Raw genomic sequence first — 12911 nt, 5'->3', positions numbered from 1 at the left:
TTTTAATTTCACGTTTATCATATCACGTCTAGTTTCCTAAGTAAACAGTTTACAAAAGAAACATCAGAACTATCAAAAATACGCCCCAGCAACCTGTATGAAGGATATTAACCATAAGTGGAGAGCCGATTGTATCCTGTTGGTTCAAAAAATATCGAATTCTAGAATGTATAGCTATTTATATGCGGACAATCTTGAATAGGTATGCATTCGTTAATATGGGGTCTAATAGTAGATATCTACAAGCATAAAAGTCTTCACTACCATAGGCAATAGATGACTTAATTAACCAAAAAAAGGTAAGATGCTATTTTCTTACAGCATCTTACCTTAGAGTAAAAATAATATCATAACTTTTTCAGCACTCATAAACCTGATAATGTCCTTTTAATTTATCCTAATTAATCATTTACCAAATATTAACGCGTTTATCAGCTGCTTTATACATTGCATCACCTGCAACAATATCAAAAGCATCATAAAATTCCGTTAAATTTTGAACTTGAATATTAGCACGTAACTTAGCAGGGGCATGAACATCAATTGATAATAACAATTGCATATACTGTGTTGAAGCCTTCATTCGCCATACTTGTGCCCAATTAATGAAAAATGCTTCAAAATCAGCATCGTCTTCCGATTTAGCCGCTTCAAGCGCACAACTAAGTCCACCAGCATCGGCAATATTCTCAGAAACCGTTAAAGTCCCATTAACTTTTTGGCCTGCAAATTCAGTTCCGTCGAATTCAGTAATCATTTGTTGTGATAATTCTTTAAAATGAGCTAAATCCGCTTCACTCCACCAATTATTCAAATTACCGTATTCATCAAATAACGCACCATTATTATCAAAAGCATGTGAAATCTCATGCGCAATAACTGCTCCAATACCACCATAGTTAGAACTACTACTCTGCTCTAAACTATAAAATGGTGCTTGCAAAATAGCCGCTGGAAAGACAATGATATTTTTAAAGGGATGATAATAAGCATTAACTGTTGCAGCACTCATTTCCCAAAGATCACGATCGACAGGTTTATCCCACTTACTAAACATATCTTCAGTGGCTAATTTATCAAAGGCCATTGCATTCTCTAGCAATGTTTTTTCCATATTAACGTGCATTTTTTGATAAAGCGGGTTAATTTTATCTGGATACCCAACTTGAATACCTAATTTACTTAATTTTAAAATTGCCTTATCACGTGTAGCACTTGTTAACCAACTATTAGTAGCCAATCTATTTTGATAAACATTAATCATCTTTTCAACCATCTGTTGAACGTCTGCTTTAGCATCTTCACCAAAGTATTTATGTCCATAATATTCGCCCACAATCCCACTATAGGTTCCCATAGCTAAATAATAAGCAAATTTTTGTTGTTTTTTAGGTGCCTTGCTTCCAGATAATGCACGCCCATATTCCCCAGCAATAACACGTAAGTCATCTGATAAATATGAACTAAGACTCCCTACTGTTTTAACAATTAACCAACTTTTAAATTCTGTAAAATGAGTTGTATTTACGAGTTCATCAATAGCTGCTAAAAATTTAGGTTCAGTCACAATTATTTTTTCTGGTTCATTTCCATTTAAAAGATTTCTAACAATTGATTTTAAATCTAAATTACTACTTTGTGAACTAAATTCTGTGAAACTTTGTGGGTTGTACGCTTTACTATAATCAGCTGATTCTTCAGCACTCTTGACATGTGGCACTAAGTTACGATCAAAAGTTAATGCCTCTGTAATAACATGATTTGCATTTTCTTCACTATAATCTAAAGCAACTAATAACTTAGTCATCATCGCCCTAAATGCTTTAAGTAAACCTTCAGCTTGTGAATTATCTCGTTCATAATACGTTTTATCTGGTAAAACCAAACTTGGAGCTGCCACAAATAAAGCATTCATTTTAGCATTTTTCATATCAGCATCAACATCAAATCCAAGTGGTGTTGGATAACCGGCACGAACAAAATCTGCCCATTTATTATCGAAATCAGCTAAACTTGTTAAATTTTCTAAAGGTGCTAAAACTTTTTTCAATGGTAAGGTTCCTTCTGATTCACGTCGATCAAAATCAGCTGCTAAGTCATAATAATTCAAAAATTCTTGCATTAATGGTGCTTTAACATTAGAATCAGCCGACATTTTTTCAAAATCAGCCATCAATGTTTTATCAATTTCATCAGCTAAATCATTAAACCCACCCGTCGCCGGTTTATCATCAGGAATTTTGGCAGTTTTTAGCCATTCGCCATTTACTGCTTCATATAAATCATCTTTAATTAATTGTTTATTTATAGTCATTATTTATCTCCTTTTTAGTTTTATATGTAGCTAGTATAAACGTTATTCTAGTGTTTTAATAATAATTCACTTAAAAAACAGATATTTTTTTAAATATACCCTATTTCTATATTTTAAAGAGTCTACGATACCTATCTTTGGTAACATTTTTCGTACCCTAACAAAAAAACAAAAGCCATAAGACTTTTGTTTTTGGTGCTATCCAGATTCATTATTGATCAACCGCCACAGAATGATTAATAAGAAAGAAGGATTATTACATTGGTTAGCCTAACTTCTTAAACCTCTACCTTTATTAATAAGATACCAACAAATCCAGTAAAGAACACCAATAAATAGAATAAGAATTACCATTGATAAAGCAAGTGATACATCAGTCTTACCTAAAAAACCATATCTAAATCCTGAAATCATGTAGACAATTGGATTAATCTTAGAGATAGCCTGCCAGACTGGTGGTAACATTGAAATGGAATAGAAAACCCCACCAAGATAAGTTAATGGCTGTAAAACAAACGTCGGTACAATTGATACATCATCAAATGATTGTGCAAAAATACCATTAATTAATCCTGCTAATGAAAATAAAATGGCTGTCATCAAAAGTGTGATAATAATAATGACCCACGAAAAAACATGAAGAGGTACAAAAAATAATGAAATAATAGTGACAAGTGCCCCAACTAAAACACTTCTTCCAAGTCCTCCAATAACAAATCCCCATATAATAATATGTGTTGGTACTGGTGCAACTAGTAATTCTTCAATGTTTTTCTGAAATTTCTGAGAAAAAAATGACGAAGATACATTAGCATACGAACTAGTAATAACAGACATCATAATTAACCCTGGTACAATGAATTCCATATATGAAAATCCACCCATCGTACCAATTCGGCCACCAATCATTTTACCAAATATAATAAAATACAATGATGTTGTAATCACTGGCGGTACTAATGTCTGTACCCAAATTCTCAAATAACGATTAGTTTCTTTTATTGCGAGACTTTTTAATGCAGTGAAATATTGATTAAACATGTTTCTCCCCCACTTGGTGCTTTTCTTCCGTAATTTTTAAGAATAACTCTTCTAATCGATTTGATTTATTTCGCATAGAAAGAACTTTTATCCCTTGTTCATCAAATTGTTTAAAAATCCCATTAACACCTTGATTTCGTTCAACTTCGATAGCAATTGTTTGCGCGTCTTCAAAGGAATTTTTATACCCTATAATTTCTGGCTTTTTATCATACACATCTAAATCGAAAATAAACGTTTCAAATTGTAATTTTGATAGTACAGTTTTCATGCTCGTATTTTCAATCAACTCACCTGATTGAATAATACCGATATGACGACAAAGTGTTTCTGCTTCTTCTAAATAATGAGTCGTCAAGATAATCGTTGTGCCATTCTCATTCAATTCCTTTAAAAAAGACCACATTTCACGTCTCAACTCAATATCTACACCCGCAGTTGGTTCGTCTAAAATGAGTAACCGAGGTTCATGCATTAATGCCCTGGCAATCATCAATCTTCGTTTCATCCCACCAGAAAGCATTCGTGCACGCACATTGCGTTTTTCCCACAAATCTGACTGTTTTAAATATTTTTCACTGCGCTCCATTGCTTCTTTATGAGGAACACCATAGTAACCAGCCTGATTAACAACAATTTGTTGAACCGTTTCAAAGGGATTAAAGTTAAACTCCTGTGGAACGAGTCCAATTTGTTGTTTTGCTTGTACCAGATTAGTATCAATATCATAATCAAAAACCTTCACTGTTCCGGCTGTTTTATTCACAAGAGATGTAATAATACCAATTGTCGTTGATTTTCCCGCACCATTAGGCCCTAAAAGTGCATAGAAATCTCCTTCTTCTACAGCTAAATCAATACCACGTAACGCTTTAACACCCGTTGCATATTCTTTTTTTAAACCTTTTATTTCCAGTGCATATGTCATTTAATAATTATCCCCTTATTTACTTTTTTGGAAAAGCAGCAGTATCCTAAACTATCTTACCCCACACTGCCTTCCATCTGATACTCAATCAAACGGTTCAATTCAACAGCGTACTCCATAGGTAATTCCTTCGTAAATGGTTCAACAAATCCCATTACAATCATCTCTGTTGCTTTCGCTTCAGAAATACCACGGCTCATTAAGTAATATAACTGTTCTTCAGAAATTTTAGAAACTTTAGCTTCATGTTCCATAGAAACATTACCATTTAAAATTTCATTAAATGGAATCGTATCACTCGCTGATTTATCATCCATGATAATTGTATCGCATTCGACATGTGCAAACGAACCATCACTATGTCTACCAAATTTTAAATAACCTCTATAATCAACTCGTCCGCCATCTTTACATAACGATTTAGAAACAATCGAAGAGGTCGTATTTTTAGCATTATGAATCATTTTTGCCCCAGTATCTTGAACGATATTCCCACCAGCAAACGCAATCGACAACATTGTGCCATGCGCGCCTTTGCCATCCAAATAAATACTTGGATATTTCATTGTGACTTTTGATCCTAGGTTACCATCAACCCACTCCATCGTCGCATTTTCTAAGGCTCTCGCACGTTTTGTCTCTAGGCTATACACATTATCTGACCAATTTTGAATCGTTGTATACCGACAATAGGCATCTTTCATGACGTTCACTTCAACGACTGCCGCATGCAAACTGTCTGCCGAATAATTAGGTGCTGTACAACCTTCAACATAGTTCACACTTGCGCCTTCATCAACAATGATTAATGTTCGTTCAAATTGTCCTGTATTCTCCGCATTAATTCTGAAATAACTTTGAATAGGTACCTCGGTCTTCACACCTTTAGGTACATAGATAAAAGTACCACCAGACCAAACAGCCGAATTTAAGGCTGAAAATTTATTATTAGAGGCAGGAACCAATTTGCCAAAATACTGTTTAACCAATTCAGGATATTCTTGAACGGCAGCATCTGTACTCATAAAAATAATTCCTAATTTTTCAAAATCTTCACGCATATGATGGTAAACAACTTCTGATTCATATTGTGCAGAAGAGCCAGCTAAGTATTTACGTTCAGCTTCTGGAACACCAAGTCGATCAAAGGTTTCTTTAATCTTATCTGGGACATCTTCCCAGTCTCTTGCAACATTATCACTAGCACGTTGAAAATAGCGCATATTGGCTAAATCTAACTTAGACAAATCAGGACCAAAACTTGGCATTGGCATCTTTTCATATATGGCAAATGCACGAAGTCGATAATCCAACATCCACTCTGGTTCATTTTTTGCTGCCGAAATTTCTCGAACAATCGCTTCTGTTAAGCCACGCCCAGTTGAATAAACAGGCTCAATATCATCTTTAAAGCCATATTCATACTCACCACCAACATCTAGTTCTTTCATATCATACCTCCTCTCTAATTTTCTAAATTAATCACTTGATAAACTGCCTTCCAAGCTAACGTGGCACACTTAATCCGCGCTGGAAACTGAGCGACACCTTCTAAAATAGCAGCATCACCTAAAAGATTTTCATCAATCGTTTCGCCGGTCACCATTTTTGAAAATGTTGTCACCATTTCTTCTATCTCTTTTTTTGATTTACCAATAATTTCATCAGTCATCATACTTGCAGATGCCTGGCTAATTGTACAACCAGTCCCAGAGAAGGCAACATCTTGAACCTTGTTGTCACTCATGATAAGTTCAACTTTTAAAACATCCCCACAGGTTGGATTTCTGAGTTCAATTAATTTCTGACCCTTTACTAATGAGCCATGATGATGCGGATGTGTGGCATGTTCCAAAATAACTTGGCGATATAAATTATCTAATTTAGATAGTCCCATTTTTAAAGAACTCCTTTGTAGCGATTAACGCGTCAATGAATTTTTGATTTTCTTCTAAAGTATTGTAAAGATATAAACTAATACGAACAGTTGACGATACACCCATGCGCTTCATTAATGGCTGTGCACAATGATGTCCAGCGCGAACTGCAATTCCTTGCATATCAAGAGCTGTCGCAACGTCATGCGGATGTAGTCCCTCCAAATTAAATGAAATAACCCCTGATCGTTTTTTACTTTCAATTGGTCCATAAACTGTAATGCCTGAAATGGCTTTTAATTTAGGTAATAAATCAGTGACGAGCATCTGTTCATGTGTTTGTATATTAGCCATTCCAACTTCATTTAAGTAGTGAATAATAGCACCTAATGAAATGACCCCTTCAATATTAGGTGTCCCCGCTTCAAATTTCCAAGGAATATCTTTAAAGGTTGATTGTTGCTCTTCAACAAAATCAATCATCTCACCACCAAATTCTAGTGGCTGCATCTCGTTCAAATAATCACTTTTTCCATATAAAACGCCAATACCAGTTGCAGCACCCATTTTATGACCTGAAAAAGCAAAAAAGTCCACATCTAACTCCTGAACATCAACTGGCATGTTAGGTATTGATTGCGCACCATCACAAATAACAACCGCACCGACTGCATGCGCCATGTCCGTTAATTCTTTGATGGGGTTTATACTCCCTAAAACATTTGAAATTTGAGTTAGCGATACAATTTTAGTTTTAGCTGTCATTTTTAATTTCGCATCATTAATGTCTAGTTGCCCATCATCTGTTATGTCGATGTAAACTAATTTAGCACCAGTTGCTTGTGCGACTTGTTGCCAAGGAACAAGGTTACTATGGTGTTCCATAATAGATATCAAAATCTCATCCCCTGGTTTCAATCGATTCTGTGCAAAACCCTGAGCAACCCAGTTTAAACTTTCGGTTGTCCCTTTTGTAAATAAGATTTCAGCTGAATATTTTGCATGAATAAAATCAGCAACGACTTGTCGTACATCTTCAAATTGTTGCGTTGTACGCTCGGCTAAAGTATGTACGCCACGATGTACATTGGCATTATCATTTTCATAATAATGTGAAATGGCCTTAATAACCGCCTGCGGTTTCTGAACAGTTGCAGCATTGTCAAAATAAATTAACGGTTCATCATTCACAATTTGCTTTAAAATAGGAAAATCATTGCGATACTTTTTCAAATTTTTGGCCATTAATGAGTTTCCCCTCTATTGTTTCGATTAATCGTTCACGAACATCAACTGCCGGAATTGCCGTTAAAACAGGTCCTAAGAATCCACGAATAACAAGTCTTTCTGCTTCTTCTTTGTGTAATCCCCGACTCATCAGATAGTACAATTGTTCCTGATTCACGCGTCCAACACTAGCTGCATGTCCAGCTTGAACATCATTTTCATCAATTAATAAAATAGGATTAGCGTCTCCACGTGCTTTTGTGGATAACATTAGCACACGACTTTCTTGTTGGGCATTCGCACCCTTTGCACCTTTAATAATATGACCAATTCCATTGAAGGTTAATGTAGAACGCGATAAAATTACGCCGTGTTGCAGAATTTGACCAATTGAATGTTTACCATAATTCGTCACCCGTGTATCAATCCCTTGAATCTGATTTCCTGTTGAAATCGCAACAACTTTAACATCCGCGTGAGAACCTGCACCAATTAAATCTGAATCGAAATCACCAATTATATTACCATCATTAAGCAATCCAATTGACCAATCTATTTTTGCATTATCTAATAAATAGCCCCGCCGGTTAATATATGCCGTCGTATTTTCTCCTAATTGATCAACTCCAGCAAATTTAACATGACTGTTAGCTTCAGCAATTACTTCAACAATAATATTTGCGGTTGTGGTCTGATCACCGACTGTTGAACGATTTTCTAGATATGAAAACTGGCTATTTTCTGCTGCGACAATTAAAACATGCTGTACATAGTCCTGATTGTCCCATGCATCCTGCGTTAAATAAGTTGTAATTGGGTTGTCTAATACAACATTTTTAGGTACATAAATAAACAAGCCACCGGTTAATTGTGCTAAATGCGTTGCGGTCAACAGATCACTGTCCCATTTAACTGCCTTAGTCATAAAATACTTCTTAATTAAATCTGCATGTTCCACTAACGCGGTGGACCAGTCGCAAATAATAACATGCTTTTCCTTTAATTCCTCAGATATATTCAAACTAACCGTTCGAGATCCAACTTGAATAAATGTATTTTCATCCGATTTTTTTGAAACGAATTCCTCTGATTCTTTAATCAGTTTTTCAGGTATAATGGGCCATTTTTGATATCTAATTTTTTCAAATGAAGGAAGCACTAGTAATGTTTTTTTTACAAAGGCATCTCTTCTTAATTGTTGAAACCACTCAGGTTCTTGTTTTAAATTTGAAAAATCAATTATACTTTGTTCTAAGAGCTTCAAATCAATCATTTTCCGGCCCTCCACTAAAGGTTCTCGTCTGTTAAAGTAATGTCTAGCCCTAATTCATCACGCAAACCAGCATAGCCTTCTTCTTCCAGTTTTTCTGCAAGTTCGGCGCCACCCGTTTTCACAACCCGTCCATCCATCATAACGTGCACCACATCAGGCACAATATAGTTCAGCAAACGTTGGTAATGCGTAATCATAAGTGTTCCAAATTCCGCATTTTTCAACATTTCATTTACGCCTCTCGAAACAACTTTCAATGCATCAATGTCTAGACCTGAATCAATTTCATCTAAAATAGCAAATTTTGGTTCAATCATCATCAGTTGTAAAATTTCATTACGTTTCTTTTCGCCACCTGAAAAACCTTCATTTAAATAACGATCAGCCATTTCCTCAATCATATCTAAAGTTGTCATCGTTTTATCTAATTTCTTTAAAAATTCTCGAATTGGGATTTGGTTATCTTCCGGTCGACGTGCGTTGATTGCTGCACGCATAAATTCAGCATTTGTTACACCAGGTATTTCTGAAGGATATTGCATTGCTAAAAATAATCCTGCTCGAGCTCGCTCATCAACAGGTAGTTCTAAAATGTTTACACCATTCAGCAATACTTCGCCTTCTGTCACTTTGTACGCAGGATTCCCCATAATGGCCTCAGATAAAGTTGATTTACCTGTTCCATTTGGACCCATGATTGCATGTACTTCACCAGTCGACATTTTTAAATTAACACCTTTTAAAATTTCTTTATCTTCAATTTCTACATGTAAATTTTTGACTTCAAGTGTCGACATTTTAGCATTCCTCCGATTCATTAATATATTCCATTCTATCTTAATAAATTATCCATTTCAATGGAGCCTCGATACTCGCAATCTTTATTTAATTAAGTTAAACTAATAAAAAGTAAATTTTGAGGAGGTTCATTTATGAAACCTATTATCGGTATTGTTGGAAATCCTAATCGAAATCCAATTACAGGCATGCACATTAACGAAATTACTTATACACCTCAAGGCTATATTGATGCCATTATTGAAGTTGGCGGTTTACCACTAATCATTCCTACTGATTTAGCAAACGCATCTAGTTATCTTGATTTGGTAGATGGTTTACTATTAGCAGGTGGTCAAGATGTTTCACCAATCTTATACGGCCAAGAACCTCATCCAAAATTAGAAGAATTAAATCCCCCACGTGACGAAATGGAGCTCGCTTTAATCAAGGAAGCTATTTCTCGAAAAATACCAATACTTGGCATTTGCCGTGGACTACAAATACTTAACGTCTTTTTTGGTGGAACACTCTATCAAGATTTAAGTGACTATTCAAATTGGCAAGTTAAGCATTTGCAAGATCCAACATTACCAGAATACGCCACACATTCTGTATCAATTAAAACAAATAATTATTTATCAGATACTTATGGTTCAACGCTTCGTGTCAATACGTACCATCACCAAGCCATTAACCGTTTAGGTGATTCATTAACGGCTATTGCGACAAGTTCAGATGGCCTAATTGAAGGTATCAGTAGTAATGACGGTCTCATTTTAGGTGTTCAATGGCATCCCGAAATGTCTTATATAAAAGAACCATCAGATTTAGCTATTTTCAAATGGTTAATTAATAAAATTGCAAAATAAAGAGAATTGAATTAGTCGACATGACTAACTCAATTCTCTTTATTTTGCAGGAATAACGGCACCTTTATACTTATTCAAAATCCATTCGCGTGTCTTTTTAGATTGTAGTGCTTTAACTAACTTTTTAATCGCAGGATTATCTTTATTTTTTGGTGCGACAGCAACTAAATTCGCATATGATGATGTACTACGTTCTAATGCAATAGCCTGTTTCGTTGGATTTAATCCAGCTTCAACCGCATAATTTGCATTAATAATGATGGCTGAGCCTTCATTATTTTCATATAAATCAGACATCAATTTTGGCTCATACGTATGCTTAAAAACTAAATTTAATTTATTTGTTTTGATATCAGCAAAATTTGCAGTTGCCACGTCTGTCCCTTTTTTCAGGGTTATTAATCCAGCATCTTTAAAAATAGTTAACACACGACCGTAATCTGAAATACTGTTAGATACCAAAACCGTACTGCCTTTCTTCAAATCAGTTAACTTTTTAACTTGTTTAGAATAGACACCGATTGGTTCAAGGTGAACATTTCCAACACTTATTAAATCACCATTATTCTGTTTGTCCCAATTATCTAAAAATGGTTTATGTTGAAAATAATTAGCATCTAAATCACCAGATTCAGTCGCTTTATTAGGCATCACATAATCCTGAAAAACTTTAACTTTTAAATCGATGCCTTCTTTTGCCAACATTGGTTTTACATGATCTAAAATTTCTGCATGGGGCATATTACTAGCACCGATTGTCAAAGTAGTCATTCCATTTGATTTTTTTCCACACCCAGCTAATAAAAGAGTTAAAAATAGAAATGAAAAAATGAACTTTTTATTTATTCTCATGAGGTTACCCCTTAATTATTTCGTTTATCGATTAATTTAGCTGAATGATCACCAATAAGTTGAAAAATGGCAACAATAATGATGATTGTGACCGTTGCAACTAGTGTAACAGTATTATTATTAGCACCATAACCTTCAATAAAAGCCCAATTTCCTAGCCCACCGGCACCAATTGTACCAGCCATTGCCGTGTACCCAATAATAGTAATTCCAGTAACTGTGGCTCCTGAAATAAGTGCTGGTAAACTTTCTCGTAATAACACTTTCCAAATAATTTGTGCCTTGTTAGCACCCATGGCTTCAGCTGCTTCAATCACACCATAATCAATCTCACGAAAAGCAAGTTCCACCATTCGTGCATAAAATGGTGCCGCAGAGAGGATTAAAGCTGGTAATGCTGCAATCGGTCCAATAATAGAACCAACTAAAGCCTTAGTAAAAGGCAATAATAAGACAATTAAAATAATAAACGGAATTGAACGAAAAATGTTAACCATGGCTGAAACAATCCAATTAATTATTTTTACCCAGATACTTATTTTACCGGTCGTTTTTTGTTTTGTTTCAAATAAAATAAGGCCTAAGATAATACCCAAAATTGTAACCGCTATTGTAGATATTAATGTCATACTGATTGTTTCCCAAGTATTTGACCAGAATTCATCCCAGTTAACAGCATTAAAGTTAAAATATGACGCCCAAGTATTAGTCCCCATAATGCAATACCTCCGTTTCTACTTTCATTTTTTGCAAGAATGGAACGGTTTGATCTAAACTTATTTTTGGACCAGTTAGTTGAATATATAACGTTCCAATTGGGCCACCTTGAGTTTGATGAATGGAACCCTCAACGATATTAAAGTCAACTTCTGGAATTTGTCTTAACATCTCTGAGATAATTGGCATTTGCGTCTGAGTACTATGAAAGGTTAATTGAACAATCAACCCCTGTGGATAAGCTTCAATTAATTCATTCACAGCAAGTTCCGTATCATGTAGAGCTGGTGTGACCTCCTGATTAACGAATCGTTTTGTGACGTCTTGTTTAGGACGCTTAAAGACGTCTAAGACAAGTCCACTCTCCACTAATTTTCCAGATTCCATTACGGCAACGTGATCACATATCTTACGAACAACATGCATTTCATGAGTGATTAATACAATTGTTAATTTCAATTTATGATTAATTTGAAGTAATAAATCTAATATTTCATCTGTTGTTTGTGGATCTAGCGCACTTGTTGCTTCATCACAAATCAAAATTTCAGGATCATTCGCTAAAGCTCTAGCAATCCCAACTCGTTGCTTTTGTCCACCAGATAACTCAGAAGGATATGCATTTTCTTTACCTTTTAACCCAACTAATGTTGTTAATTCTTTAGCTTTGGACAACCGCTCAGTTTTACTTATTCCAGCAAGTTCAAGTGGAAACATGATGTTTTCCACAACCGTTCGTGACCAGAGTAAATTAAAATGTTGAAAAATCATGCCAATTTTTTGACGTTGCTTTCTCAATGTTCTACCCGATAAAGATGCGATTTTAGCGCCATTAACGTCAACTTCACCCGAAGTTGGTGTCTCTAATCCATTCAGCATTCTAATTAATGTACTTTTACCAGCACCTGAATATCCTACAATACCTAAGATGCTACCATCTTCCACCGAAAGATTCACATCAGAAACAGCGCTAAACTTACCACTTTTCGTGATAAACTCTTTTGATACATTTTTAAACTCAATCATATTAATA

General features: G+C 35.1%; 12 protein-coding genes. 1 reads left to right on the top strand and 11 read right to left on the bottom strand.

Going from position 1 to position 12911, the window contains the following annotated elements:
• Positions 1-409 precede the first annotated feature (409 nt).
• From ACE83Q_RS01240 to sufC, 8 genes are all read right to left on the bottom strand, one after another.
• Positions 410-2314 (bottom strand): M13 family metallopeptidase, encoded by a 1905-nt coding sequence (locus ACE83Q_RS01240; protein WP_409022326.1) that lies wholly within the window; start codon positions 2312-2314, stop codon positions 410-412.
• 270 nt (positions 2315-2584) lie between these two features.
• Positions 2585-3355, bottom strand: a complete 771-nt coding sequence (locus tag ACE83Q_RS01235) for an ABC transporter permease (protein WP_409022325.1) — start codon at positions 3353-3355, stop codon at positions 2585-2587.
• The gene (locus tag ACE83Q_RS01230; protein ID WP_409022324.1) at positions 3348-4283 is read right to left on the bottom strand and encodes an ABC transporter ATP-binding protein; all 936 of its coding nucleotides are present in this window, start codon (positions 4281-4283) and stop codon (positions 3348-3350) included. Before ACE83Q_RS01230 ends, ACE83Q_RS01235 begins: the two co-directional genes overlap by 8 nt.
• Before the next feature lie 56 nt (positions 4284-4339).
• Positions 4340-5734 (bottom strand): Fe-S cluster assembly protein SufB, encoded by a 1395-nt coding sequence (sufB, locus tag ACE83Q_RS01225; RefSeq protein ID WP_409022323.1) that lies wholly within the window; start codon positions 5732-5734, stop codon positions 4340-4342.
• 14 nt (positions 5735-5748) lie between these two features.
• Positions 5749-6180 (bottom strand): Fe-S cluster assembly sulfur transfer protein SufU, encoded by a 432-nt coding sequence (gene sufU / locus ACE83Q_RS01220; protein ID WP_409022322.1) that lies wholly within the window; start codon positions 6178-6180, stop codon positions 5749-5751.
• Positions 6167-7405: an aminotransferase class V-fold PLP-dependent enzyme gene (locus tag ACE83Q_RS01215; protein WP_409022321.1), complete on the bottom strand. Its 1239-nt coding sequence runs from the start codon at positions 7403-7405 to the stop codon at positions 6167-6169. The genes sufU and ACE83Q_RS01215 overlap by 14 nt, the downstream gene beginning before the upstream one ends.
• Positions 7374-8660 (bottom strand): Fe-S cluster assembly protein SufD, encoded by a 1287-nt coding sequence (sufD, locus tag ACE83Q_RS01210; RefSeq protein WP_409022320.1) that lies wholly within the window; start codon positions 8658-8660, stop codon positions 7374-7376. The genes ACE83Q_RS01215 and sufD overlap by 32 nt, the downstream gene beginning before the upstream one ends.
• Before the next feature lie 14 nt (positions 8661-8674).
• Positions 8675-9457, bottom strand: coding sequence for a Fe-S cluster assembly ATPase SufC (gene sufC / locus ACE83Q_RS01205; RefSeq protein ID WP_409022319.1), 783 nt, complete (start codon positions 9455-9457; stop codon positions 8675-8677).
• A 135-nt stretch (positions 9458-9592) separates the two neighbouring features.
• Between sufC and ACE83Q_RS01200 the strand changes: the two genes are divergently transcribed.
• On the top strand, positions 9593-10309 hold the full coding sequence (locus ACE83Q_RS01200; protein ID WP_409022318.1) for a gamma-glutamyl-gamma-aminobutyrate hydrolase family protein: 717 nt from the start codon (positions 9593-9595) through the stop codon (positions 10307-10309).
• A 39-nt stretch (positions 10310-10348) separates the two neighbouring features.
• Here ACE83Q_RS01200 and ACE83Q_RS01195 read toward each other — a convergent pair whose 3' ends face one another.
• From ACE83Q_RS01195 to ACE83Q_RS01185, 3 genes are read right to left on the bottom strand one after another with little or no spacing between them, the layout of a single operon-like run.
• Entirely contained in the window at positions 10349-11155 is an 807-nt protein-coding gene (locus ACE83Q_RS01195; protein ID WP_409022783.1) for a MetQ/NlpA family ABC transporter substrate-binding protein, read from the bottom strand.
• 17 nt (positions 11156-11172) lie between these two features.
• Complete coding sequence (locus ACE83Q_RS01190) at positions 11173-11877, bottom strand: methionine ABC transporter permease (RefSeq protein WP_409022317.1); 705 nt, start codon at positions 11875-11877, stop codon at positions 11173-11175.
• A complete protein-coding gene (locus tag ACE83Q_RS01185; protein ID WP_409022316.1) occupies positions 11867-12904 on the bottom strand; it encodes a methionine ABC transporter ATP-binding protein in 1038 nt (345 codons plus the stop codon). The genes ACE83Q_RS01190 and ACE83Q_RS01185 overlap by 11 nt, the downstream gene beginning before the upstream one ends.
• Positions 12905-12911 lie beyond the last annotated feature (7 nt).

It is taken from the genome of Dellaglioa kimchii, assembly GCF_046115505.1.
GTDB classification, from domain to species: Bacteria; Bacillota; Bacilli; order Lactobacillales; family Lactobacillaceae; genus Dellaglioa; species Dellaglioa kimchii.
This window is presented reverse-complemented; position numbering and strand designations above follow the sequence as displayed.